The organism is Rhizobium sp. Root708, assembly GCF_001429725.1.
Lineage (GTDB): Bacteria > Pseudomonadota > Alphaproteobacteria > Rhizobiales > Rhizobiaceae > Rhizobium.
This window is the reverse complement of the sequence record NZ_LMHV01000012.1, coordinates 271395-296775: the sequence shown is the minus strand read 5'-3', so window position 1 is coordinate 296775 and position 25381 is coordinate 271395. Positions and strand designations below refer to the sequence as shown.

The window sequence follows — 25381 nt, the reverse complement described above, 5'->3', positions numbered from 1 at the left end:
CAGCCTTGGCCAAGATGATCCACTCCATGATCCGCGTTCTCGAGGAGGCGCGATCGGTCGAGTTCTACGGCAAGGTGTTCGGCCTCAAGGTCGCCGATCGCATCGACTTCGATACCTTCACGCTGATCTACATGAGCAACGGGGAAACCGGCTTCGAGCTGGAACTGACGGTCAACAAGGGGCGCACCGAGCCCTATGATCTCGGCAACGGCTACGGCCACCTTGCGCTGTCGGTCGAGGAAATCGCGCCGGAACACAAGCGTCTGACGGAGGCCGGCCTCAATCCCGGCAAGATCGCCGAGCTCAACCGCGACGGCAAGCTGCTGGCGCTGTTCTTCTTCATCACCGATCCCGACGGCTACAAGATCGAAGTCCTGCAGCGCCACGGCCGTTATCTCTAAGAGTTTCCCATGATCGAAAAGACCAAACTGAACCGGGGCTGGACGCTCTCCTGCAACGTTACAGGCCGCCGCGACCTGCCGGCTGAAATCCCAGCACAGGTGCCCGGCTGCGTGCATCTCGACCTGCTCGCCAACCGGCTCATCCCCGATCCCTATCTCGACGTCAACGAGATCACCAGCGACTGGATCGGCAAGGAAGACTGGACCTATCGCTGCAGCTTCGATGGATCGCCTGACGCCGGGAAGGTCCAGGAACTTGTGTTCGAAGGCCTCGATACGGTCGCGACGATCGTGCTGAACGGCGAAGAGCTTGGCCGAACCTTCAACATGCACCGCACCTATCGCTTCGACGTGTCGGAGCGGCTGAAAGAAGGGGCGAACGAGCTGGTCGTGACCTTCCGCTCTGCCTATGCCTACGGCGCCGAGATGGAGGCGCATTACGGCTACCGGCCGAACAACTATCCCGGTCCAGGCAATCTGATGCGCAAGATGGCCTGCAACTTCGGCTGGGACTGGGGTCCGACGCTGGTGACGGCGGGGATCTGGAAGCCGGTGCGGCTGGAAAGCTGGGAGCGGGTGCGACTTGCGGAAACGCGGGTATCCGCAACGCTTGCCGGCGCCGACGGGCGCGTGACCGTTCGTGCAAGCGTCGAGCGCCACGATGGCGTTCCGGCAAAGCTTGTCGCAACCATTGCCGGCGTCCGTCATGTCGCCGAGTTCACGGAAGGAACTGATGCGGTCGAGTTCCAGCTGACTGTTGCCTCGCCGCAGATCTGGTGGCCGCATCATCTTGGCGCCCAACCGCTCTATCCGCTGCTGATCGAATTGCGTGACGCCGTAAGCGATGACTTACTCGACAGCTATTCGAAAGAGATCGGCTTCCGTTCGGTTCGGCTCGATACGGCACCGGACGAACACGGCTCGGCCTTCACCTTCGTCATCAACGACGTGCCGCTTTTCCTCTGCGGCGCGAACTGGATTCCGGATGATTGCTTCCCGTCGCGGGTGACCGCCGAGCGTTATGTCTCGCGGATCGAGGAGGCAAAGGCTGCGAACATCAACCTGCTGCGCGTCTGGGGCGGTGGCATCTTCGAGCGCGACGACTTCTACGAGGCCTGCGACCGCGCAGGGATGCTCGTCTGGCAGGACTTCCTGTTTGCCTGCGCCTCCTATCCGGAAGAAGAACCGTTGCGCGGCGAGGTCGAAGCAGAGGTGCGCGACAACGTCGTGCGCCTGATGCCGCATGCGTCGCTGATCGTCTGGAACGGCAACAACGAGAATATCTGGGGCTTCGACGAATGGGGCTGGCGACCGATCATCAAGGATGGCGTCAGCTGGGGGCTCGGTTACTATCTCGATGTTCTGCCCAAGCTCTGCGCCGAACTCGATCCGGATCGGCCCTACTATCCCGGCAGCCCCTATTCCGGGACGATGGAGATCGAGCCGAACGCGGACGAGCACGGCTGCAAGCACATCTGGGACGTCTGGAACGATGTCGGTTACGAGGTCTATCGCAACTACATCCCGCGCTTCTGCTCGGAATTCGGCTGGCAGGCGCCGCCGAACTGGGCGACGATCGAAGAGAGCGTGCATGACGCGCCGCTGACGCCCGTTTCGAACGGCGTGTTCCACCATCAGAAGGCAACACAAGGCAACGACAAGCTGATCCGCGGGCTCGCCGGGCATCTGCCGGTGCCGCAGACGATGGACGCCTGGCATTTCGCAACGCAACTCAACCAGGCGCGCGCCATCCGCTTCGCGATCGAGCACATGCGCTCGCACCGGGATGTCTGCAAGGGCGCCGTCGTCTGGCAGTTCAATGATTGCTGGCCGGTGACCTCCTGGGCGGCACTCGACTCGGCGGGACGGCGGAAGCCGCTGTGGTATGCGATGCAGCAGGCCTTCGATCCGAGGCTGCTGACGATCCAGCCGCGCGACAACGGCCTTGCTGCCGTGGCAGTGAATGAACGGACGCTGTTCTGGCGCGCCAAGATCAGTGGCCAGCGGTTGAAACTCGACGGCACGGTGATTGCGGAGTTCGAGTTCTGGCGGCTTCTATGCGACCGCTTCGAGGCAAAGGCGTTTCCGCTACCGGCGGATATCGCCACGCCTGATGATGCCGACGACGAACTCATCGTGGTGCAGATGCTCGACCGACGCGCGTTCCACTATTTCGTCGAGGACATCGATCTCAAGCTGCCGAAGCCCGAATTTACGGTTTCCGTGATTAAAACCGATGAGGGTTATCATGTCAGGTTCACGGCGGTCTCTTTCCTGAAGGACCTCTGCCTGATGGTGGACCGCCTCGATCCCGATGCGGTGGTGGATTCGATGCTGGTCACGCTGCTGCCGGGTGAAAGCCATGTGTTCCGGGTCACTACGGCAAGGAGCATCTCGGCGGCAGACATCACGCCCGGGACCGTGCTGCGGTGTGCAAACGACCTTGTGACGCAGGGCTAAGAGAGCTCTTTCTTCGGAAGCACGATTGACCCCAAAAATGGGCCGATGCTGTTGCTGATGGCTTAAGACTGAAGCTGCTACTGGGGCCGGATATAAACGCTCCAGAGGACCGCCAATGAGAATGACTGTACTCGCTGCGGCGGCCTGCGCGCTCTGCGTGGCCGCTCCCGTCTCCAATGCCTTTGCATGGGGATGCATCGCAACCTCAGACAGCGGCAACGCTTATGGGTATAGCTATGACTTCAACAGGAGAGGCGATGCGGAAGATCGCGCACTAGATGAGTGCACAGCGCGCACCGACGAAATCTGCGAGATACAGGACTGCGACGAGGACAAGTAATTCGCGGTCCGGATACCTGCTGTATCAAAAACCTCCGGCTTCCGCCGGAGGTCTTGGTGGCGAAGGCTCAACGGTGGCCGCCGGGGCCCGCCGTTTTCGCCGTGCGAATAACGTTACATCCAGTAGGGCGGCACGCCATAGTAGTCGTAGACCCGGCGGCCATTGTCGTTGTACCAGCTGTCATCGTCGTCCGAATAGCTTGGCGCGCCTTCGATCTGCTCTTTCGTCAGGTCGATGCGGTAGCCGTCAAGCTGGGTATCATAGGTCAGCTTTTCCCACGGCAGTGGATAGTGATCGTGGCCGATGCCCATGAACCCGCCGAAACTGAGCACGGCGTAGGCCACGCGTCCATCCTGCTTGCCGAGGATCAATCGTTCAATGGAGCCGATATGCTTGCCATCAGCCCCATACACGCGTGTGCCTTCCACGCGGTCGCTGGCAATTAGCGTCGGCGTATCCTTCACGTTGGGGTCACGGCGGGTCTTGTCAGCGTCCTGATGCAGCATTGTGCACCTCCTTATTGTTTCCTCGTGGTTGGTCCACAAATTCAGAACGTCGCCCCACACTCATGGTTCCCGATCCGACGCGAGAAAGCGCAGGTGGACGAATATTGACGTTTACGTCAAGGTTAGTATAACTCTATTCCAGCTTGAACCATTCAGGCGATGACATAAGCTGCTGCGTTGGAAGATGGAGGATCGTCCAACGGCTTGCCGGTGGCACCGGCCGGCGGCGACAGGGAGAGAGACACGATGAACAGCATTTCCGTCCATCCAGACGGTGCGAAGCCCGAAAAGCCCTGGCTTGCGACCTATCCCAACAGCGTACCGGCAGAACTCCCCGCATTGGAATACGAATCGCTGGCGGAACTGCTCGAGAAATCCTGTGGGCGCTACGCCAACCGCACTGCATTCTCCAGCATGGGCAAGTCCCTGACCTACGGCAATCTTGAAAGCCAGACGCGCAAGATCGCGGCTTGGCTGCAGAGCATCGGCCTAGAAAAGGGTGATCGCGTCGCGGTCATGATGCCGAACGTGCTGCAAAATCCGGTCGCCGTTTATGGTATCCTGCGGGCCGGCTTCGTGGTCGTGAATGTCAACCCGCTCTACACGCCCCGCGAGCTCGAACACCAGCTGCGCGACTCCGGCGCCAAAGCCATCTTCGTACTCGAGAATTTCGCCCGCACGGTCGAGCAGGTACTGGTCAAGACCGATGTGCGCCATGTCGTCGTCACGTCGCTTGGCGAGATGCTGGGTGCCAAGGGGCTGATCGTCAATCTACTCGTGCGGAAAGTGAAGAAGCTCGTCCCGTCCTGGTCGATCCCACAGCACAGGACGTTCAAGCAGGTGCTCGGCGAAGGTGCCGGCAAGACCTTGAAGCCCACGAGCCTCAAGGGCGACGACATCGCCTTCCTGCAATATACCGGCGGCACGACCGGCGTTGCCAAGGGCGCGATGCTGACGCACAGGAACCTGCTCTCCAACAAGCTGCAGCTCGAACTCTGGCTGCAATCGGCCTTCGACAACAAGCCGCGCCCTGATGTTCTGAACTTCCTCTGTGCGCTGCCGCTCTATCACATCTTCGCATTGACGGTGAATTCGCTGATGGGCATGTCGCTTGGCGCCCATAATATCCTCGTCGCCAACCCGCGCGATATTCCGGCCCTGGTCAAGGAGTTCGGCAAGGTGAAGGTTCATATCTTCCCTGGCCTCAACACGCTCTTCAATGCGCTGATGAACAATGCCGATTTCGCCAAGCTCGACTTTTCCTCCGTCGTGATGTCGCTCGGTGGCGGTATGGCGGTGCAGCGGCCGGTCGCAGAGCGCTGGATGAAGATCACCGGCTCTCATATCACCGAGGGCTACGGGCTCTCGGAGACGTCGCCGGTCGCCACCGCGAACCGCTTCGACTCGGCCGAGTTCACCGGCTCGATCGGCCTGCCTGTCCCCTCGACCGAGCTCGACATTCGCGACGAGGACGGCAATTCGCTGCCGCTCGGCGAGATCGGAGAGATCTGCATCCGCGGTCCACAGGTGATGGCCGGCTATTGGAACAAGCCGGAGGAAACCGCCCGCGTGATGACACCGGACGGCTATTTCCGCAGCGGCGACATGGGCTTCATGGATGCGCGCGGCTACACCAAGATCGTCGACCGGAAGAAGGACATGATCCTGGTCTCCGGCTTCAACGTCTATCCGAACGAGATCGAGGAAGTGGCGGCAATGCATCCCGGCATTCTCGAGGCGGCGGCTGTCGGTATCCCCGACGGGCATTCCGGCGAGGCCGTCAAGCTCTTCGTGGTGCGTAAGGACCCGACGCTCACGGAGGCCGACGTGAAGACGCACTGCGCGGCGAACCTCACCAACTACAAGCGCCCGCGTTTCATCGAATTCCGCACCGAGTTGCCGAAGACGCCTGTGGGAAAGATCCTGCGCAAGGATCTGCGCGGTTAATTTTGACGATTGCGTGAAATTGAGAGCCATCCGTTTGTTCGGATGGCTTTTTTGCGTTTCGACAGGTCGTCGAACTTGATTTGCGCCCTACAAAGCGAATAGTTTCCGCGACCCTCTCGCCCTGCAAAGGAGCCTCCCATGAATGCCATCGTCGAACAATTGAAGAGCACTGCGGCCGCCACCAAGGCGACTGATCTGCGCGCCGCCTTTGCCGCCGATCCGCAGCGTTTCGCCCACTTCAGCGCGTCGCTCGACGACCTCCTGATGGACTATTCCAAGACGGCGGTGAACGACGAGATCCTGGCTCTTCTGGTCAAGCTCGCGGAAACGGGCGGCGTCGAGGCCAAGCGCGACGCGATGTTTGCCGGCAAGGCGATCAACTTCACCGAAAACCGCGCCGTTCTGCACACCGCGCTCCGCAACCGTTCCAATACGCCGGTGCTGGTCGATGGCAAGGACGTCATGCCCGACGTCAACGCCGTGCTATCAGCCATGGGCAAGTTCGCCGACGGTATCCGCTCCGGCGCCCTCAAGGGCGCGACCGGCAAGGCGATCACCGACGTCATCAACATCGGCATCGGCGGCTCCGACCTCGGCCCGGTGATGGCAACGCTGGCGCTGGCACCCTTCCACGACGGCCCGCGCGCGCACTTCGTCTCCAACATCGACGGCGCCCATATCGCCGACACGCTGAAGCTTGTTCAGCCCGAGACGACGCTGTTCATCGTTGCCTCCAAGACCTTCACGACGGTGGAGACGATGACGAACGCGCAGACGGCGCGCAAGTTCATCGCCGATGCCCTCGGCGAGGCCGCCGTCCAGCATCATTTCGCCGCCGTTTCGACCGCACTCGACAAGGTCTCGGCTTTCGGTATCGAGAGTGGCCGCGTCTTCGGCTTCTGGGATTGGGTCGGTGGCCGCTATTCGCTCTGGTCGGCGATCGGCCTGCCGATCATGATCGCGATCGGACCGGATAATTTCATCAGGTTTCTCGAGGGCGCCCACGCGGTCGACAACCACTTCCGCACGGCGCCTGTTGCCAAGAACCTGCCTGTTCTGCTCGGCCTGATCGGCTTCTATCACCGCAATGTGCTCGGCTATCCGACCCGCGCGGTCCTGCCTTACGATCAGCGCCTGTCGCGCTTCCCGGCTTATCTGCAGCAGCTCGACATGGAATCGAACGGCAAGGGTGTGACGATCGACGGCACGCCGGTCGAGGGCAATTCCGGTCCTGTCGTGTGGGGCGAGCCCGGCACAAACGGCCAGCACGCCTTCTACCAGCTGATCCACCAGGGCACGAGCGTCATCCCGGCCGAGTTCATGATCGCGGCAAACGCCTTCGAGCCGGAACTGCGCCACCAGCACCAGCTTCTGATCTCGAACGTGCTCGCACAGTCCGAAGCGCTGATGAAGGGCCGTACCTTCGAGGAAGCGAAGAAGCAGCTGACCGACAAGGGAATGGACGACAAGAAGGCTGACTTCATCGCACCGCACCGCGTCTTCACCGGCAACCGCCCGTCGATCACCTTCGTCTACGACAAGCTGACGCCCTATGCGCTCGGCCGCCTGATCGCGCTTTACGAGCACCGCGTCTTCGTCGAAGGCGTGTTGTTCCGCATCAACTCGTTCGACCAGTGGGGCGTCGAGCTCGGCAAGGAACTGGCAACCGGGTTGCTTCCCGTTGTCGAGGGCAAGGAAAGTGCTGCCGGCCATGATTCCTCGACGCAGGGTCTGGTCGCTACGCTGGCGAAGCTCGCGAAGTAAGCCCGCGCACAACAGAACGCATCAAGAGCTCGCCCATGCCATGTGGGTGAGCTTTTTTGTTTGAAGCTGTCGAAACGGGCTACATCTCTTCGTCTCTATTGCAGAATGATAAGGGAGCGAGGCATGAACGAGACGGACGATGAACTGGTGGCATTCGAAGCGATTGGGGCCGCTCCTCTGCCCGAGGCGGCACGTGAAGGCTTCGTGGAGAATGACGGCGCGCGCATCTGGTATGCGACCTACGGTTCGGGCCCGGCAGTAATCCTGCTGCATGGCGGACTCGGTAATGCCGGAAACTGGGGTTATCAGGTGCCGGCACTCGTCGCAGCCGGCCGGCAGGTTGTCGTCATCGATAGTCGCGGCCACGGTCGCAGCACGCGCGATGAGCGTCCGTATCATTATACCCAAATGGCAGACGATGTGCTTGCGGTCATGGATCGGCTGGAGCTTGCAAAGGCCGCACTTGTCGGCTGGAGTGACGGTGCCTGTACCGCACTGATCCTGGCCGACAAGCAGCCGGAGCGGGCTTCCGGCGTGTTCTTCTTCGCCTGCAACATGGATCCGAGCGGCACGCTTGAATTCAAGCCGACACCAGTGATCGATCGCTGCTTCAGCCGCCATCGGAAAGACTATCAGGCACTTTCAGCCACGCCCGATGCCTTTGAGAGTTTCGTTGGCGACGTGTCGAAAATGATGGCGAGCGAGCCGAACTATACGGCAGCCGACCTCGAAGGCATAAAGGTGCCGGTCGCGGTCGTACTCGGGGAGAACGACGAGTTCATCAAGCGCGAGCACGCCGATTATCTGGCACGCAGCATTCCCGATGCCGAACTGATCCTGCTTCCCGAGGTCAGCCATTTCGCACCGCTGCAGCGGCCAGAGCACTTCAATCGTGAAGTGCTCGCCTTTCTCGATCGGCTATAAGCCTCCTCTCAGAGGCCGATTTCCTTCGCCCAAGGGGGATTGGCGCCGGCGCGCGAGACGGTGACGGCGGCGGCCTTGGCGCCGAGCGAGAGGGCGTTCTGCAACGCCTTTTCGCTGAGCGAGGCGACCTTTTCCTTGGTCAGGAGATCATCGACCTTCAGCGAGGCAAGCACGCCGGCATCGAAAGTGTCGCCCGCGCCGACGGTGTCGACGACGGTGACGCGCTCGCTCGGCACGGTGACCTTGCGTTCGCTGGTGTAGCCCGACGCGCCTTCGGCACCCTTGGTGATGACGACGAGCTTGGCGCCCTGCTTCAGCCAGTAGGCCGCGAGATCGTCATGGCTGCCCTCGAGGCCGAACCACTCCAGATCCTCATCCGAGAACTTCAGAATATCGGACTTGGAGGCCATGCGCTTGATGCGCGCCATGTGCGCGTTCTTGTCCTTGATGAAGCCGGGGCGGATGTTTGGATCGAGCGAGATCACCCGCTTGTCGGCTTCGCGATCGAGCAGCGCCTCATAGGTTTCGCCGCAGGGGCTGGGGATCAGGCTAATCGCGCCGAAATGCAGCGCTTCGCAATCGTCGCCGAGCGCGGGCAGATCGTCGATTGTGATCATGCGACCGGCTGTGCCCTCGTCATAGAAGGCATAGGTCGCCTGGCCATTGACGAGCTTGACGAAGGCGACCGTCGACGGACGCGGTGTGATCGCGCACAGGCTGAAATCGACGTTGCTCGCCTTCAGCGTATCGCGCAGGATTTCGCCCATCATGTCATCGGCAAGGCCGGTGAAGAAGGCGGTCGGAATGTTGAGGCGTCCGAGAGCAATTGCCGTATTGAAGATCGCACCGCCGGCGTAAGGAGCAAAGCCCTTTTCGCCGAGCGTCGTCTCCCGCGGCAACATGTCAATCAGCGCTTCGCCACAGCACAAAATCATTCCGGCCTCCCAAGGCATTGCGATCCATCGATGTTCAAATCGATTAGATAATTTCGTGGCAAAAGCAAAGCGCCGCGACGTAATTCTTCATTCAAAGTGATGAAATGCCGCCGTTGCGTCCCGACCAGGCGAGCGGCGCATCGAGGAAGGCCTCGACTTCGCTCAGTGTCTTCTCGTCGAACAGCTTCTGCGCCCTGGCAACAGCCAGCACATCGCGCCAAGTCGCGATGTAGTGCAGCTTCACCTTGCCATCGGCAAAGCGCAGCGCGCCTTCATCGAAAATGCCGTAGTAGAACAGCGCGATACCGTGATCGACGACACCGCCGGCAGACCTGACGGCATCGATGAACTTGAACATGCTGCCGCCGGCCGTCGTCAGGTCCTCGATGACGAGGACGCGCGAACCCTCAGGCATGTTGCCTTCGATCTGCGCGTTGCGGCCGTGGCCCTTCGGCTGCTTGCGGACATAGATCATCGGCAGGCTGAGGCGATCGGCGAGCAGGGCTGCGAAGGGAATGCCCGCGGTCTCGCCACCGGCAATGCAATCGAACTGCTCGAAACCGGCTTCGCGCAGCACGACGCTCGCGGCAAAATCCATCACGGTCGAACGGACGCGCGGGAAGGAGAGCAGCTTGCGGCAATCGATATAGACCGGGCTCGCCATGCCGGAGGCGAACTTGTAAGGCTGTGCGGCATTGAAGTGCACCGCCTTGATCTCCCAGAGCATCTTCGCCACGAGTTCCGCCATTACGGCACGGTCGGTGAATGTCGTCTGGATCATCGCTCTCTCCTTTGGCCAAATTTATGGGCCAATAGCAGCAAGCGCGCCGGTTTTCCAGAACGAGCCGCACTTCCACCCGCAGAAACATCGCCTGCGAATGCCGCGCGATCATTCCGTTGTCTGCTTTTGCGCCCGCGCGATCCGAATGCGCCAATGGTTTCAGATGTTTGCGCTTGCTTAGCGGCGCGGCGGCGATATCGTGCCTGGCATGGAACATATCGAAGTCTTCCGCCGTCTCGGCGTTGCGCTTGCCATTGGTCTGCTCGTCGGCGTCGAGCGCGGCTGGACGGAGCGCGAGGTGCGCGCCGGCGGACGAACCGCCGGCATTCGCACCTTCGGCCTCACCGGCTTTCTCGGCGGCGTCGTCGGCACGTTGCAACCGCTGACCGGACCGTTCCTGCCGGCAACGATCGCAGCCCTTCTCGGCATCGTCTACATCGCCGGCAAATGGCAGGAGGCGATCGAGGACAAGGACTACGGCATCACCTCGATCGTTGCCGCCCTCGCCGTGTTCGCGCTTGGCGTACTCGCCGCCGTCGGCGACCTCGTCACGGCGGGCGCCGGCGCTGTTGCGATAACGGTCGTGCTTGCGGCGCGCACGAGCCTGCATGGCTTCCTGGAGGGGCTGACCTGGGTGGAACTCCGGTCAGCACTGATGCTGCTTGCGATGACGGTCATTGCTCTGCCGTTGTTGCCGGACAAGCCACTCGACCCTTGGGGGGCGCTCAATCCCTATTCGCTCTGGCTGCTGACCATCACGATCGCAGCACTTTCCTTCGCCGGATATGTGGCGATCCGCCTGATGGGCACCAATCGCGGCATCTTGCTGGCGGGCGCTGCGGGCGGGCTTGTCTCCTCCACGGCGTTGACGCTGTCGTTCGCTCGCTACTCCACCGAAGCGCCGCAGGGCGCGCAGCAGTTGGCTGCCGGCGCAGCGGTTGCCGGCGCTCTTTCCTTCGCGCGTGTCCTCGTCATTGCCAGTGCGCTGTCTTTCAGCATGTTCGCGCCGCTTTCCACCGCCCTCATCCCTGCGATCATCGGCTTCCTCGCCACCAGTTTCTTTTCGGTCTGGCGCTCCAAGTCGGTGACGCAGGCGCCTGACATCGGGCTCAAGAACCCGTTCGAACTGCAAACAGTCGTTTCCTTCGCGCTGCTGCTCGGCCTGATCAGCCTCGTGTCGAAAGTCGCGATCGAGTATGTCGGACCATCGGCGCTCTTTGTCGTGGCTGCGATTTCAGGCCTAGTCGACGTCGATGCCATCACACTTTCAACGGCCCGCCTCGTCGGCTCGACGATCGCGGTAAAAACGGCTGCCGATGTCATCCTGATCGCCGTTACGGTCAACATGGTAGCGAAGGTCGCGCTCGCGTTTACAGCCGGGCGCCGGGAATATGCGGTGTCGCTTGGCATCGCTTCGGCCGTCGCCGTCATCCTTGGGGCGATCGGCTACTTCACCATGCGCGGCTTCCTGGAAGCCTGAAGCAAATCATTACCGGCGCCGGAAAATCGCGCCAAAGGCGAGTTCGCCGCGTGCTGCGATAACTTTTGCGATATAAACGAATATCACTATGCAATAAAGTGCAATACCTATTGAATTTCAGATACTTCGCAAAACTGCTTTGCTTCCGGATACTTGCCTGCGCGAGCCCTGTGGACGGGCGCCGGATCACTCAAATTCTAATGATTTCCTTAGGAATCCAGTCGGAACTCCGGCGGCATTTTCCCGCTCCGAGGAGACATGAGAGGAAATCCGGAATGAACCTGAGCCTGTCCGATATCCGCGAAAAATTCAGCGCGTCACTGACCTTCAAGATCTTTTCAATCTGCTTCCTATCGACCCATGTGCCGTTGCTGGCGCTGGTCGTCTATCTGGTTACCGGCTTCCGCAGCGAAGCCCTGCCTGTTCTATTGCTCGTGCTCGCCGCCACGCTTGCCGGCACGGCCTTCTGCCTCGCGTCCGTATGGCGGCTGATCAAGCCGCTGCATCAAGTCGCCAACGTCGTCGAAGCCTATCGCTCGACCGGAGCCGTTCAAGCGGTCCATAGCTCGCGCAAGGATGAGATCGGCGTTGTCACCAATGGCATTTCCGTCCTGATTGGCGAACTCGATGCGACGCTTTCGCAGTTGCGCCGACAGGCGACGACCGATGTCCTGACCGGCCTCGGCAACCGCCGCTGGCTGAAGGAGATCGCGTCCCTGGAGATCAACAGGGCGCAGCGTGAACGCACGTCGCTATCCGTCGTCGTCTTCGACCTCGACCATTTCAAGCAGATCAACGACCAGTTCGGCCACGACGTTGGCGATCAAGTGCTGATGATGACGGGTGCAACGATCCAGCATTGCCTGCGCCCCTACGATATCGCCGCGCGCATCGGTGGCGAGGAATTCTGCCTCGTGCTGCCACGCACCGATGTCGACGCGGCAACCGCCATCGCCGATCGCCTGCGTACGCAGCTGGAGGCAAAGACCGTCGGGGCCTTGCCGAAGGGACGCATTACCGCGAGCTTCGGCGTCTACCACGGGGATCCGAACAGCGAGACGCTGAAGACCATGCTGACCGAGGCCGACCGCAAGCTTTATGCCGCGAAGAATGCCGGCCGCAACCGGGTTCACGCCGAGGTTGCGCCCTCGATCAGAGATCGGCGCATCCGAGCCTAAGCCAGCCGCGTGATGTTGGCGGGCAGCATCCGCTTATAAAGCGCAATCGCCGAGCGCCCTTCAGCATCCTCCAATGAGATGGCGTAGCGGACGGCGGCGGCCATGAGCTGCATGGTCAGCCTGGCAATGGCGAGAAGTTCGCTCTTGCTCCGCTCCGGCTCCAGCCGCACGAGCACTGTCAACAACGCCTGGGCGTGAAACTCCATATCCTCGGCATCTACCTCCTGCAGTAGCCGGTCTGCCTGGGTCGCAACCCAAATATCGCGCATGACCGGCTCCTGCCGGAAGAAGTCATAGTACTGATCGGCGATATTGCAGAGCGCCTGCCGCAGCGTCGCCGCGTCAGTCACCCCAGCAAGCTCAGCCTCGACACATACGCGGCCCTGCTCGTTGAAGCGTTCGGCAAGCGTTCGAATGATCGAGCTCTTGTCCGGAAAATACTGGTAAAGTGCGCCGAACGAGAGTTCGGCCTTTTCAACGATCTCGCTCATCTTCAGCGCATCGCTGCCGTTTTTCTCGATCAGGGAAAGCGCCACCGAAAGGATCTTTTCGAACCGCTCCCGCCCGCGCTGCTGCTTCGGAATCCGGCGCGGCTGACCTGTCGGCTCCGGCTGCCTTCTGCGCCTGACGCCACCCTCTTCGGCCATCCTGATCTCCATTTTCGCTTGACGCAGAAAATAAGAGAGATTATCGCATTTAGCAAATGAGAGAATTTCTCTTATTTGTGGAGGAATATTCAGATGGCCATCGTTCTCGTCATCGCCCTTGTCGCCGCGGCGATCGGCAGCGGCCTCGTGGCCGGCATCTTCTTCGCCTTCTCGACATTCATCATGACCGCCTTCGCGCGCATCCCGACGGAACAGGGGATCGCTGCGATGAATTCCATCAACGTCACCATCGTCCGCTCGCCGTTCATGCTGCTGTTTCTGACAACGCTGGTGCTGTGTCTCGCGATCGCTGCTTTGGCTTTCTTCAACTGGCGCGGCGGCGCCAGCCTCTGGATGCTGGCAGGCGCAGCTCTCTACATCTTCGCGTCCTTCATCTCGACCATCGTCTTCAACGTGCCGATGAATGACGCGCTAGCAAAAGTCAGCGGCAACGGCGCGGAAGCGACGGCGCTATGGACGAGCTATCTGAAAGACTGGACATGGTGGAACCATGTCAGGACGATCGCCTCACTGCTGGCTTCGATCGCTTTTGTTCGAGCGTTGATGCTTGGCTGATGACGGCGGGAAAACATGTCTCCCGCCTGGCAGACCTAGCTGCGCTCGCAGAAAGTCAGTCGGTTGTTGAAGGGATCGACGACTTCCATTTCGAGGCCCCAGGGTGCCTCCTGCAGGCCCGGCTTCATATAGCGGTATTGCTTGGCCGCGAGTTCGGCCTGGAAGGCGCGCACGCCGTTGACCGGTACGAAGGCGCGGGCGCCGGGACTGGCATCGCCGGAATGCTCGCTGAGATGCAGGATCATACCGCTTCTCGACACCTGGCAATAAAGCGGGAAGTGGTCGCCGAAGCGATGCTCCCAGTCGAGCGCGAAGCCGAGGAAGCCGCAATAGAACTCCTTCGCCTTATCGACGTCGAAGATGCGGAAGATCGGGATCGGCGGCTCGATGGCCACCGCGGGTTTCACCGTTTCCTGCTCATCGAGCTTGGCCGATAGGATATTCCATTGATCGAAGCCGAACTGCCGGGCAACGATCCCCAGGGTTTCGCTGTGTGTGAGATCTACATCGCGGGCGGCCAGTGCCTGCCGCAGTGCTTTCGCCATGAGCTTGGCGTCGCGAAAATCGCGCATGGTTCATTCCTTCCGTTGGCGGCAAACAGGATGATCAGTGCCCGCGTCTGCTGACCCGTTCGCCATCAATCGCCAAACGGCAAGGGATGTGAAGGATGTATCTGGATGCATTCACCATAGCGCTTTCGCGCCGCGGGGCGGCAGGCCGCATCCGGCCAGCGCCAACATTAGGTGAGGATATCCGTCCGATCAAGAGCCGGTGCGAACGGCGCCAGCCGGCACGGCATGCAGGTGGCTGGCAAGCTCGATCCTGTTTCGCCCTGCCCTCTTGGCAGCATAGAGCGCCTTGTCGGCCGCGCTCAACATGGCATCGAAATCGACAGGCGTGGAGCGGCCCGGCGCGACGCCGACGCTGACGGTGCAGTTCAGCGTTTCGTCGTCGAGATAGATGTCACGCTTGGCGAAAGCCTTGCGGATGCGTTCGGCGACCAGCTCGGCGCGGCCAGGCATCGTTTCGGTCAGCACCAGCGCAAACTCCTCGCCACCAAGACGGGCGGCGATGTCGCCGGCTCTGCAATTGGCGGCAAGCTCGGCTGCGAAGACTTTCAGGACGCGATCGCCGCCGGCGTGGCCGAAGGTGTCGTTGATCGACTTGAAGTGATCGAGGTCGAAAATCAGGACGGCAGTTGTTGCCCCCATCGTGCCATGTCCGTGACGATCGAAAAGCGCTCGCCGGTTCAGAAGGCCGGTCAGCGGATCCGTGATCGCGTCCAGACGGTGGCGGGCGGCAAGACGCCACTGATGCAGCGCCAGCGACAGGGCACCGATGCCCGTCATGCTGGCGATGGAGATAGCAATGCTGAAATCTTCCGCCCAGTTGCTTGGAGCAGTGCCAAGAACCATTTTGCCATCGGCGATCAGAACGCCGGCGCACATGACGAAGGACGTCGCCGTGAGGCAATAGAGCGCGGTTATTCCCATCAGCGGAGCCGGCGCCTCGGCGCGCGCGCGCCAATAGTGATGGGCGGTGCCGAACAGCATGGCGGCGATCGCGATGTTCTCGGCGATGAACCCGAGCCCGTCATAGCCAACCAGCATCGGCGGTATCGAAACAAGCATTGCCGCGAGTGCGCAGGCGACGGTGGCGCCACGCGGCAAGGCGCCGGTGAGAAACTGGCGACCAGCTCCCCAAAGTGCGGCGAAACCCGCGTGGAAAAGCACGAACGAGGCAACGGCAAAGGCTATCGCCGGATCATCGACGTACAGGCCATAGACGACGATACCGCTGACGATCAGCGTAAGGCCAAGCGTTCCGGTCAGGAGGAATGTTTCGGCACGGCGGGCAAACCAGCTCCCGAGCAGCGTCACGGCAAGGCACGTCGTCGAAACGGCGAGCGCCATCAATAGGGAATTATAATCAAGCGTCATGCTCTAAAAATCGCAGCAATCGCCGCGCCCCTCATTCGTGCGGAGCCTAAGGGTCCGCTATGACGAATGTCTTACTTTTTTCGTTAAAAAATCATGCAATTAAATCAGTACTGCCGTGCCCATAGCACTCACGTGCCGTTCTCATAGAAGAACGGCAGTAAAAATCACGTGAGACCAGAAAAAGTCTAGCGCTGAACATCCCAATGAAGCGGGAACATTGGGTCGAAGACGGTAACGGGTCCCGCGCCGGTTTCGACTTTTGCGGGGAAGTTGACGGGAGCATCCCGCTTCACCAGCGTTACTGTCTCCTCGTTGACGGGAAGGCCGTACCAGGCCGGACCGTTCAGCGACGCAAACGCCTCGAGCTTATCGAGCGCGCCATCCTGCTCGAAGACATGCGCAAGGCAGCTCATCGTGTTGATCGAGGTATAGATGCCGGCGCAACCACAAGCGCATTCCTTGAGCGGATCGACGTGCGGTGCCGAGTCGGTGCCGAGGAAGAAACGCGGATCGCCGCTCGTTGCCGCGGCGCGGAGCGCGAGGCGATGGTTCTCGCGCTTGGCGACCGGCAGGCAATAGTAATGTGGTCGAATGCCGCCAACCAGGATGGCGTTGCGATTGATGATCAGATGGTGCGTCGTGATCGAGCCTGCGAGATTGCCGTTCGAGGACTTGATGTAGTCGATGCCGTCCTTCGTGGTGACGTGTTCCATCGTCACCTTCAGCTCTGGCAGCCGCTTGCGCAGCGGATCGAGGACGGTTTCGATGAAGACCGCCTCGCGATCGAAGATATCGACGTCAGGCGTGGTGACCTCGCCGTGGACGCAGAGCGGGAGGCCGACCTTGGCCATGCGTTCCAGCACCGGCATCGCCTTCTCGATATCGCGGACGCCGCCGTGAGAATTGGTCGTCGCACCGGCCGGGTAAAGCTTGACGGCCGTGATCAGGCCGCTCTTCTTTCCCGCTTCGACGTCATCCGGGTTCGTATGCTCCGTCAGGTAAAGCGTCATCAGCGGCTGGAAGCTGTCGCCCTTCGGCAGCGCCGCCATGATACGGCCGCGATAGGCTTGGGCATCGGCCGTGGTCACAACCGGCGGCACAAGGTTCGGCATGATGATCGCGCGGGCGAAATCGCGGCTCGTATCGCCGATCACGCCTTCCAGCATGGCGCCATCGCGCAGGTGCAGATGCCAGTCATCGGGGCGACGGATGGTGATCGATTGCATGGGCTGAAACTCCGCGGACAAGGCTGTAGACGTTCGCCCTGCGCATTATCACCCCGACGCGCTCGATGGCAAACACTTTGGCTGCCGCTCAGGCGACCGGCCCGCGATACCGTAGAGCGCGCTTACCAATGCCGAAGCCTTGGAAACTCAGGCCATCTCGAGCGTCACGTCGGCGCGGCGGCGGTTTTCGAGGATGAGGCGCCCGTTCGGCAGGTCGTTGCCGTAGACCTTGGCGCTCGCCTGCTCTTCGCTGAGCTGGTAGCCGCGCCAGCGCGCCCACAGCCGCTCCTCGAGCACCTCGATCGGCGGAGCGAGCATGACTGAATAATCGAAGATGCCCTCGAGCTCGGCCCACTTGCCCAGGCTGAACAGCAGATAGTTGCCCTCGACGATGATGAAGCGATGCTCCGGCGAGACGACGCGCGCCGAGGCGATGGCGAGTTCACGGGAGCGGTCGAAGACAGGAATGAGCACTTCCTGATCGGCGGGGCGCACCGCGCGGATGATGTCGAGAAACCCGCGCACATCGAAGGTCTCCGGTATGCCCTTGCGCGCCAGGAGGCCGCGTTCGATGAGGATGGCATTGTCCATGTGGAAGCCATCCATCGGCAGCACTTCGGCCGTTTCACCCCTCGATTTGAGGGCGTGAGCGACGTTGTCGGCCATCGTGGACTTGCCAGCGCCGGGAGGCCCGGCGATGGCAATCAGGAACCGTTTTGCATCGCCGGCGCGGTGGATGACGTCGCCGGCGATTTCATCGACCGTCACACTCATGCAGCAACCGGTTCGGTCGGAACTGCCTTGGCACCGGTCATGAAAGCGACCGCATCGGACATCGTGTATTCCTTCGGGTTGATGACCGTGAGGCGACGACCGAGCCTGTGGATGTGGATACGGTCGGCAACCTCGAACACATGCGGCATATTGTGCGAGATGAGGACGATCGGCAAGCCGCGCGAGCGGACATCCAGTATCAATTCCAGCACCTTACGGCTTTCCTTGACGCCGAGGGCCGCCGTCGGTTCGTCCATGATGACGACCTTCGATCCGAAGGCTGCGGCACGCGCCACCGCCACGCCCTGGCGCTGGCCACCCGACAGCGTTTCGACTGCCTGGTTGATGTTCTGGATGGTCATCAGGCCGAGCTCGGAGAGCTTGTTTCGTGCCCGTTTTTCCATTGCCGGGCGATCGAGCATGCGAAAAAAGCTGCCGAGGATGCCCGGCCGTCTGATCTCGCGGCCGAGGAACATATTGTCGGCGATCGAGAGAGCAGGCGACAGGGCGAGGTTCTGGTACACCGTTTCGATGCCGGCTTCGCGCGCTTCCATCGGCGACTTGAAGTTGACGGTCTTGCCCTCCAGCGTGATCTCGCCCTCATCGGGACTGATCGCGCCTGAGATCGCCTTGATGAGCGACGATTTGCCGGCACCGTTGTCGCCGATCACGGCGAGGATCTCGCCGGGATAGAGATCGAAATCGGCATGGTCGAGGGCGGTGACGCGTCCGTAGCGTTTGACGAGCCCGCGAGCCGAAAGAAGGGGTTCGTTTGCCATATTACACCGACACCTTTCTGATCCATTGGTCGATTGCGACTGCGGCGATGATGAGCACGCCGGTGAGCAACACCTTCCACTGGGGATCGGCGCCGAGCATATTGAGGCCCATGGAGACGACGCCGACGATCATCGCGCCGAACAGCGTGCCGAGGATCGAGCCGCGACCACCGAAGAGCGAGATACCGCCGATCACCGTCGCGGTGATGGCCTGAAGATTGTAGTCCGTGACCGCCGAAGACGGCGAGATCGAACCGTTGCGGCCGATGGAAACCCAGGCGGCGAAGGCAGCGATGACGCCGGAAACCGTATAGACCGTCATCAGAACGCTTTTCGTCTGGATACCGGAGAGCTTGGCGGCCTCGGAGTCGTCGCCGACCGCGTAGACATGCCGGCCCCAGGCCGTGTGATTGAGAATGTACCAAAGGAGAAGCACGAGCAGCACCATGGCGATGACGCCAAGCGTCAGCACGGCACTTCCGAACCGGAAGCTGATCGCGAAGAAATGCAGCAGGGGCGCCTGCGCGTCGACATCGGTATCGCGGATCGTCTCGTTGGCTGAGTAGATGAAATTCGTCGCCATGACGATGTTCCATGTGCCGAGCGTTACGATGAACGGCGGCAGCCTCATGATTGCCACCAGAAAACCGTTCAGCAATCCGCAGAGGCCGCCGACCACCAGTCCGGCGAGCACGGCGATCGGCGTCGGAATGCCGTAGGTGATCGCACAGTTGCCCATGATCACCGCCGAGATGACCATGATGACACCGATCGACAGATCGATGCCGGCCGTCAGGATGACGAGCGTCTGGGCCGCGCCGAGGATACCGACGATGGCGATCTGCTGAAGAATGAGCGTCAGCGTGTAGGACGAGAAGAAACGTCCGCCGATCGCGACGCCAAAGATGATGATTGACAGCACCAGCACGATCAGCGGCACGGCCGCCGGCGTCGAGTGCAGGAAGTGTTGAGCGCGCTTCACCAATGGTACGCCCTGGTGATCGAATGACGCGACACTCTTGTCGCTGCTCTCAAGCGTCTGTTCGAATTCCTGTGCTCCGGTCATTTTTCCTCCTCCGCTTTCGCGCCAAACCGCGCGCGGAAGCCCTGCTCATGTCGTGTCGGTCTTTGCGCGCCGGTTTCTGAGACAGTGGCTGGTCGGTCGAAACCGGCCGAGGAACGATCCTCGGCCGGCAGCAAGTTCAAATTGCGGGATTTAGCCCCAGCACTTGGCAGTGCCTTCCTTCGTGTCGATCGACTTCACGCCTGACACCGGCTTGTCGGTGACCAGCGAAACGCCGGTGTCGAAGAAGGACTTGCCTTCGGTCGGCTTCGGCTTTTCGCCGCTGTCGGCGAACTTCTTGATCGCTTCGATGCCGAGCGACGCCATCATCAGCGGATACTGCTGCGAGGTGGCGCCGATCACGCCGTCAGCGACGGACTTGACGCCCGGGCAACCGCCGTCAACCGAAACGATCAGGACGTTCTTTTCCATGCCGACAGCCTTCAGCGCCTGATAAGCGCCAACTGCGGCCGGTTCGTTGATCGTGTGGATGACGTTGATGCTCGGATCCTTCTGGAGAAGGTTTTCCATAGCCTTGCGGCCGCCCTCTTCGTTGCCGTTGGTGACGTCGTGGCCGACGATGCGAGCGTCGTCTTCGTCGCCGATCTTGTTCGGATCCTTCGGATCAATGCCGAAGCCCATCATGAAGCCCTGGTCACGCAGAACGTCGACGGTCGGCTGCGACGGCGTCAGGTCGAGGAAGCCAACCTTTGCGTCCTTGGCCTTGTCGCCCATGGTTTCCTTCGCCCACTGGCCGATCAGCTTGCCGGCGAGCAGGTTGTCGGTGGCGAAGGTCGCATCGGCGGAGTCGGCCGGATCGAGCGGAGTGTCGAGAGCGATGACGAGGACACCGGCGTCACGCGCCTTCTTGACCGAGGGAACGATGCCCTTGGTGTCGGAGGCGGTGATCAGGATACCCTTGGCGCCATCGGCGATGCAGCTTTCGATCGCAGCCACCTGGCTTTCGCTGTCACCATCGATCTTGCCGGCATAGGACTTCAGCGTTACGCCGAGTTCCTTGGCCTTTGCCGTCGCGCCTTCCTTCATCTTGACGAAGAAGGGATTGGTGTCGGTCTTGGTGATGAGGCAGGCGGATACATCCGCGGCCATTGCCGGCGCCGAGAATGCGACGCCGAGGGCAAGCGCGCCGAGCGCGGCTGAAAGCACTGATTTCTTCATTTACTCCTCCCAGAGATTTGCCGACCCACCCCCTGGCGGTGCCGGATTTAAACGAGCACGAGAACGCCTGCAGTCTCGCCGACGGCCTCCTCCAGACCGTTCCGTGCCCTTTGACGAGGGCAATTAAGATCGAAAGAAAACGCCTTGTCAATAAATAAATCCAATTGAATTATTAATTCCGTGTGGCATGTTTGGAGAAAATAGCGCATAGGCCGATAAACGGGAGGAGTGGCCAATGTCGTCGATAGGCGGACCGACTCAAGGGGCGGTTCAGCAACCGATTCTCAGTCCAGCGGGTGGCGCGAACCAGATCAGAGTGCGCGCCTATAACGAGCGGCTCGTGCTATCGCTGGTGCGCCTTCACGGTTCCCAGTCGAAGGCGGATATTGCTCGTAAAACCGGGCTTTCGGCACAAACCGTTTCGGTCATCATGCGGCAACTGGAGAAGGAAGGGCTGCTTTCCCGGGGCGAGCCGGTGCGCGGACGTGTCGGCCAGCCTTCCATTCCGATGCGGCTCAATCCGGATGCCGTCTACTCGTTCGGGGTCAAGATGGGCCGGCGCAGCGCCGATCTCGTGCTAATGGATTTCGTCGGCCGGATTCGCATGCAGAAGCGCAAGACCTACGCCTATCCATTGCCCGACGAATTCCTGGATTTCATCACGACGGGCATTACCGAACTGGAGGCCCGCCTCAGCGCAGAAGAGCGCAGCCGCATCGCGGGCGTTGGCATCGCTGCTCCGTTCGAGCTCTGGAACTGGGAGGAGGAAGTCGGGTCTCCCAAGGGCGCGATGGACGTCTGGCGGGATGTGGACCTGCAAACGGAGGTCGCGGCACGCCTTTCGCTGCCCGTGTTCCTGCAGAACGATGCGACCAGCGCCTGCGGCGCGGAACTGGTGTTCGGCAATGGGCCCTCCTACCCCGACTTCGTCTACTTCTTCATCGGCTCCTTTATCGGCGGCGGCATCGTGCTGAATTCGGCGATCTTTTCCGGGCGGACCGGCACGGCCGGCGCCATCGGCCCCCTTCCCGTTCGCGGCAAGAACGGCGAGACGCTGCAGCTTCTCGAAGTCGCATCGATCTTCGTCCTCGAGAACATGCTGCGCGAGCGCGACATCGATCCTCAGCCTCTCTGGTATTCGGCCGACGACTGGATCGATTTCGGCGAACCGCTGGAGAACTGGATACAGGATACAGCAAGAGCATTGGCGCAGGCGATCGTCGCCGCCGCCTCGATCATCGACTTCAGCGCCGCTGTCATCGATGGCGGCTTTCCGGATTGGGTGCGCGAGCGGATCGTCAAAGCGACCATCGCCGAGGCCGACAAGCTCGACCTGCAGGGTGTCGTCATGCCGGATATCATCGAAGGCGCGGTCGGTGCCCAGGCGCGCGCGATCGGCGGCGCAAGCCTGCCGATCTTTGCCCGATACCTGACGGACCAGAACGTACTCTTCAAGGAGGTCGACAATGCTGAAGGGCCTTAATCCGCTTCTCGGACCAGAACTGCTGTCGACGCTGCGCTCCATGGGGCACGGCGACGAGATCGCCATTGTCGACGGTAATTATCCGGGCGTCGAACACGCCCGGCGGCTCATCCGCCTGGATGGCCACGGGATCGTGGCCGTGCTCGATGCCGTGTTGAGCGTGCTGCCGATCGACGATTTCGTCCCTGAAGCCATCTTTCGGTCAACGGTGAAGGCCGATCGCGACCGGCTCGACCCGGTGCACGAAGAGATGATCGACTGCTGCGCGCGGCATGAGCCGCACCAGAAGGTCGTCCCCCTGGTCGGGCAGGATTTCTACGGCCGAGTTCGCGAGGCGCACGCCCTGATCCAGACCAGCGAGCCTCGGCTTTACGCCAATATCATCCTGCGCAAGGGGGTGATCTACCCGGCCAAGCCCGGCGATAGCGCGACTGACAAGGCCGAGGTCGATCCCTTTACCTACTGAGTTCAGATCTCGCCGGCTGACGGGCCCCACACGTCCGTCAGCGCGAAACCGCCCGGATGAGGATCGAACGGATCAAGCGCCACCTGCGAGAGCCCGAAGGTGAAGCCGCGCCCTGATATCGTCGGGATAATGGCCGGGCGCCCGGCAACGGTCGTTTCCGCGAGCAGGCCGACCTCGAACTCCGAATCGATGATCGAACGCGACTTGAAGACGTCGCCGACCTTTGCCTTGCCTCGTGCATGCAAGGTGGCGAGATTGGCGGAGTTGCCGGTGCCGCAAGGCGAGCGATCGGCGCGTCCGGGCCACATCGTGGTGCAGGTGCGCACCGTGCCGTCCGCTTCCAGATCGCGGAACATGACGTAGGCAACGCCCGAGATAGCCGGGATTTCGGGATGAACGACCGAAACGCTGCGGTTGATGATATCCTTGAGAACCATGCCCGCACGCACGAGCTCGGCGGCATTGGCCTTTTCAATGGTGAGACCAACCTGACCGACATCTACGAGGGCGTAGAAAATGCCGCCATAGCAGAGGTCGACGGTGATCCTGCCCCACTCCGGCGTTTCCACCGGGACATCAAGCTCGTGGACGAACGACGGCACCATGGTCAGCGTCACCTTCTCGCAACGACCGTCCCGGCATGTCGCCCGCGCCTTCACAAGGCCGGCCGCCGTTTCCAGCGTCACGATGGTCTCAGGCTCCTGCATCTCGACGATGCCGGCTTCGAGGAGAGCGGTGGTGACGCAGATCGAATTCGACCCCGAACTCGCATGCGCCTGATCCGGCTGAAGAATGATGAAGGCGGCATCCGCTTCCGGATGCTTCGGCGGCAGCAGGAGATTGACCGAGCCGATCGGAGCGCCACGCGGTTCGAGGCAGAGAAAGCGGCGAAGCTCCTGGCCCTTGGGATCGGTGTTCAGCCAGTGTAGTTGCTCGGCAACCGTATTGCCGGGAATCTTCGGCACGCCGCCAATGGCGACCTTGCCGATCTCGCCCTCGGCATGAACATCCAGAAGCTGAATGGTGCGCTTCCATCTCATCGGCGAACTCCAATCTCCAGTGTCTCGACTGACGTAGTCGAGGACGTGATATATCAGAACGCGAGTGTTTGCCTATGCGAATTTTCGCTGGGTGGACAATCCTACGTATGGGCAGGAAAGATCGCGCGGACATGCCGGCAATGCAATGCGCTTGCATCGCCTCAAGGGACGAGGATCGCCCAGAGTGATTTCGATGAGATCGTCCGGAAAAGAAAAGAGCCCGGTGCGGGAGGAGGTGCACCGGGCTCTTGATCCTGACTGACAACTGGGAGGAGGAGTGTTGTCAGTCCGATGAAGGAGCGCTGGGAGGAGGAGTGCGCTGCCTTCGAGAGATTAGATACCCCATTGTTTCGATCAGGAATAGGGAGATTACCGCAACGCAGCAATGCGTTTTTCGCATATCTCAATGGGTATCGGTGCGAACGGCGCCTCGTTTCATGATCTTTTGCTATGTTTTCGGCAACCATATGATGAAAATATAGGCGTACTGCGATTTGCGAGGCGTCGGAGTTCTCCGTTCGGGTCACGACATGGCCAAATCAACGCGTCGCGATCCCTACTTTCCGCGAATCGCCAGCCGAGAGAAATTTGGGGGGGGGGAGATTAAAAAAAGGCGGCCGATTGGGCCGCCTTTTCTGGCACAGCTAGAAGCCGTTGTTGCAGGGCATGCTGCCGTCACCGTTGGTGCCGCCAAAGGTGTCCTGACAATAGCCCTGCCGCTGTTTCGGCATCGCGTCGCGCGCGCCAATCGAGCCCGTTGAGCCGGGATCGATACCAAAGGCGGCAAGCGGATACCAAAGACCGTCAGAGTGACGGCGTGTTCCCGGGAGTTCTGTCCGCGAACCGCGATAGCCATGCCAATAACCCGGCTGCGGCTTGTATTGCGCGAGCTCTACATCCGTGACCGCCGGACGCAAGCCCGGAGCGGCTGGCAACGCGTTTGCAGGAACCACACTCGAGAGAGAAAGCAATGCACCAAGAGGGAGCGCCACTGAAGCGAAGCGGAACATTTTCATGATAAATCCTCCTTTCGGATTTACCTCGGAAGAATGCCGTCACTGCTTGCAAAGTTCCTCGATCACACGCGACCTCCAACACTCGTGAATGCCGGCGATTGGGCGTGATATAAAGAGTGCGCGACGATCAGTAGTCGTAGACGGCGCGGTAGCCCTGGCTGGAGAGGCACGTCACATATTGCCGGCGGGCCGCAGCCCTCGCCTGCGCTTCCTCGTTGTTCGGGTCGATCGGCGTCTGCGTCATCTGCGCCCGAAGCTCGAATTGCTTGCGCGCCTCATTATACATGAAGTTTCCATCCGACGTGCAGATCGTATGAGCGATACCCGGAGGATTGAGCGGCGGATCCGTCTGGGCGGCAACCGGGACCATGATCGGCGCGTTCGCATGATCGACGCAGCCGGCGAGCGTCGCCAGCGCCGCGCCGAGCACCACGGCCCGAAGCATCTTACTCAACATTCATTCCCTCCGGAAACGC

The 25381-nt window shown here is 61.1% G+C and carries 25 protein-coding genes; 11 read left to right on the top strand and 14 right to left on the bottom strand.

Annotated features, from left to right (window positions below; genetic code table 11):
- The first annotated feature begins 5 nt into the window (after nucleotides 1–5).
- The 3 genes from ASE04_RS11870 (at nucleotide 6) to ASE04_RS11860 (ending at nucleotide 3201) form a co-directional block, all read left to right on the top strand.
- The gene (locus ASE04_RS11870; RefSeq protein WP_056817072.1) at nucleotides 6–401 is read left to right on the top strand and encodes a VOC family protein; all 396 of its coding nucleotides are present in this window, start codon (nucleotides 6–8) and stop codon (nucleotides 399–401) included.
- Nucleotides 402–410: 9 nt separating this feature from the next.
- Nucleotides 411–2861, top strand: coding sequence for a glycoside hydrolase family 2 protein (locus ASE04_RS11865; RefSeq protein WP_056817069.1), 2451 nt, complete (start codon nucleotides 411–413; stop codon nucleotides 2859–2861).
- Nucleotides 2862–2976: 115 nt separating this feature from the next.
- Entirely contained in the window at nucleotides 2977–3201 is a 225-nt protein-coding gene (locus ASE04_RS11860) for a DUF4189 domain-containing protein (protein WP_056817066.1), read from the top strand.
- Between the two features lie 113 nt (nucleotides 3202–3314).
- Here the strand turns inward: ASE04_RS11860 and ASE04_RS11855 are convergent, their stop codons facing one another.
- Nucleotides 3315–3707, bottom strand: coding sequence for a PRC-barrel domain-containing protein (locus ASE04_RS11855; RefSeq protein ID WP_056817063.1), 393 nt, complete (start codon nucleotides 3705–3707; stop codon nucleotides 3315–3317).
- A gap of 246 nt (nucleotides 3708–3953) precedes the next feature.
- Here ASE04_RS11855 and ASE04_RS11850 point away from each other — a divergent pair, with 246 nt between their 5' ends.
- From ASE04_RS11850 to ASE04_RS11840, 3 genes are all read left to right on the top strand, one after another.
- A complete protein-coding gene (locus tag ASE04_RS11850; protein WP_056817061.1) occupies nucleotides 3954–5654 on the top strand; it encodes a long-chain fatty acid--CoA ligase in 1701 nt (566 codons plus the stop codon).
- A gap of 138 nt (nucleotides 5655–5792) precedes the next feature.
- On the top strand, nucleotides 5793–7418 hold the full coding sequence (gene pgi / locus ASE04_RS11845) for a glucose-6-phosphate isomerase (protein WP_056817058.1): 1626 nt from the start codon (nucleotides 5793–5795) through the stop codon (nucleotides 7416–7418).
- Between the two features lie 123 nt (nucleotides 7419–7541).
- Nucleotides 7542–8342, top strand: a complete 801-nt coding sequence (locus ASE04_RS11840) for an alpha/beta fold hydrolase (protein WP_056817055.1) — start codon at nucleotides 7542–7544, stop codon at nucleotides 8340–8342.
- An 8-nt stretch (nucleotides 8343–8350) separates the two neighbouring features.
- Here the strand turns inward: ASE04_RS11840 and ASE04_RS11835 are convergent, their stop codons facing one another.
- The gene (locus tag ASE04_RS11835) at nucleotides 8351–9277 is read right to left on the bottom strand and encodes a carbohydrate kinase family protein (protein WP_056817052.1); all 927 of its coding nucleotides are present in this window, start codon (nucleotides 9275–9277) and stop codon (nucleotides 8351–8353) included.
- Between the two features lie 91 nt (nucleotides 9278–9368).
- Complete coding sequence (locus ASE04_RS11830; RefSeq protein WP_056817050.1) at nucleotides 9369–10058, bottom strand: orotate phosphoribosyltransferase; 690 nt, start codon at nucleotides 10056–10058, stop codon at nucleotides 9369–9371.
- A gap of 208 nt (nucleotides 10059–10266) precedes the next feature.
- Here ASE04_RS11830 and ASE04_RS11825 point away from each other — a divergent pair, with 208 nt between their 5' ends.
- The gene (locus ASE04_RS11825) at nucleotides 10267–11538 is read left to right on the top strand and encodes an MgtC/SapB family protein (RefSeq protein WP_056817047.1); all 1272 of its coding nucleotides are present in this window, start codon (nucleotides 10267–10269) and stop codon (nucleotides 11536–11538) included.
- Nucleotides 11539–11813: 275 nt separating this feature from the next.
- Nucleotides 11814–12716, top strand: coding sequence for a GGDEF domain-containing protein (locus tag ASE04_RS11820; protein ID WP_056817043.1), 903 nt, complete (start codon nucleotides 11814–11816; stop codon nucleotides 12714–12716).
- Here the strand turns inward: ASE04_RS11820 and ASE04_RS11815 are convergent.
- Complete coding sequence (locus ASE04_RS11815) at nucleotides 12713–13363, bottom strand: TetR/AcrR family transcriptional regulator (protein ID WP_056817038.1); 651 nt, start codon at nucleotides 13361–13363, stop codon at nucleotides 12713–12715. The genes ASE04_RS11820 and ASE04_RS11815 overlap by 4 nt on opposite strands.
- A 93-nt stretch (nucleotides 13364–13456) precedes the next feature.
- Here ASE04_RS11815 and ASE04_RS11810 point away from each other — a divergent pair, with 93 nt between their 5' ends.
- Entirely contained in the window at nucleotides 13457–13939 is a 483-nt protein-coding gene (locus ASE04_RS11810) for an anthrone oxygenase family protein (protein WP_056817035.1), read from the top strand.
- Between the two features lie 35 nt (nucleotides 13940–13974).
- Here ASE04_RS11810 and ASE04_RS11805 read toward each other — a convergent pair whose 3' ends face one another.
- From ASE04_RS11805 to ASE04_RS11775, 7 genes are all read right to left on the bottom strand, one after another.
- The gene (locus ASE04_RS11805; protein WP_056817031.1) at nucleotides 13975–14511 is read right to left on the bottom strand and encodes a glyoxalase superfamily protein; all 537 of its coding nucleotides are present in this window, start codon (nucleotides 14509–14511) and stop codon (nucleotides 13975–13977) included.
- 189 nt (nucleotides 14512–14700) lie between these two features.
- Nucleotides 14701–15879 carry a GGDEF domain-containing protein gene (locus ASE04_RS11800; RefSeq protein ID WP_056817028.1) on the bottom strand — a complete coding sequence of 393 codons (1179 nt, stop codon included), beginning with the start codon at nucleotides 15877–15879 and terminating at the stop codon, nucleotides 14701–14703.
- Nucleotides 15880–16064: 185 nt separating this feature from the next.
- Nucleotides 16065–17105: a dihydroorotase gene (gene pyrC / locus ASE04_RS11795; protein WP_056817026.1), complete on the bottom strand. Its 1041-nt coding sequence runs from the start codon at nucleotides 17103–17105 to the stop codon at nucleotides 16065–16067.
- Between the two features lie 147 nt (nucleotides 17106–17252).
- Nucleotides 17253–17879 carry a nucleoside triphosphate hydrolase gene (locus tag ASE04_RS11790; RefSeq protein ID WP_056817023.1) on the bottom strand — a complete coding sequence of 209 codons (627 nt, stop codon included), beginning with the start codon at nucleotides 17877–17879 and terminating at the stop codon, nucleotides 17253–17255.
- Nucleotides 17876–18658: an ATP-binding cassette domain-containing protein gene (locus ASE04_RS11785; RefSeq protein WP_056817020.1), complete on the bottom strand. Its 783-nt coding sequence runs from the start codon at nucleotides 18656–18658 to the stop codon at nucleotides 17876–17878. The genes ASE04_RS11790 and ASE04_RS11785 overlap by 4 nt, the downstream gene beginning before the upstream one ends.
- Nucleotide 18659: 1 nt before the next feature.
- Entirely contained in the window at nucleotides 18660–19724 is a 1065-nt protein-coding gene (locus tag ASE04_RS11780) for an ABC transporter permease (RefSeq protein WP_056817016.1), read from the bottom strand.
- A gap of 150 nt (nucleotides 19725–19874) precedes the next feature.
- Entirely contained in the window at nucleotides 19875–20900 is a 1026-nt protein-coding gene (locus tag ASE04_RS11775; RefSeq protein ID WP_056817013.1) for a sugar ABC transporter substrate-binding protein, read from the bottom strand.
- A gap of 235 nt (nucleotides 20901–21135) precedes the next feature.
- Between ASE04_RS11775 and ASE04_RS11770 the strand changes: the two genes are divergently transcribed.
- Nucleotides 21136–22383, top strand: a complete 1248-nt coding sequence (locus ASE04_RS11770; protein ID WP_056817010.1) for an ROK family transcriptional regulator — start codon at nucleotides 21136–21138, stop codon at nucleotides 22381–22383.
- Nucleotides 22367–22849: an RbsD/FucU family protein gene (locus ASE04_RS11765; RefSeq protein WP_056817007.1), complete on the top strand. Its 483-nt coding sequence runs from the start codon at nucleotides 22367–22369 to the stop codon at nucleotides 22847–22849. The genes ASE04_RS11770 and ASE04_RS11765 overlap by 17 nt, the downstream gene beginning before the upstream one ends.
- Before the next feature lie 2 nt (nucleotides 22850–22851).
- On the opposite strand, the gene ASE04_RS11760 is transcribed toward ASE04_RS11765, so the two are convergent.
- The 3 genes from ASE04_RS11760 to ASE04_RS11750 all read right to left on the bottom strand — a co-directional run bounded on the left by ASE04_RS11760 (nucleotide 22852) and on the right by ASE04_RS11750 (nucleotide 25362).
- Nucleotides 22852–23889 carry a 4-hydroxyproline epimerase gene (locus ASE04_RS11760; protein WP_056817004.1) on the bottom strand — a complete coding sequence of 346 codons (1038 nt, stop codon included), beginning with the start codon at nucleotides 23887–23889 and terminating at the stop codon, nucleotides 22852–22854.
- A gap of 644 nt (nucleotides 23890–24533) precedes the next feature.
- Nucleotides 24534–24905, bottom strand: coding sequence for a hypothetical protein (locus tag ASE04_RS11755; RefSeq protein ID WP_056817002.1), 372 nt, complete (start codon nucleotides 24903–24905; stop codon nucleotides 24534–24536).
- A gap of 127 nt (nucleotides 24906–25032) precedes the next feature.
- Nucleotides 25033–25362 (bottom strand): DUF6204 family protein, encoded by a 330-nt coding sequence (locus tag ASE04_RS11750; protein WP_056816999.1) that lies wholly within the window; start codon nucleotides 25360–25362, stop codon nucleotides 25033–25035.
- Nucleotides 25363–25381: the final 19 nt, after the last annotated feature.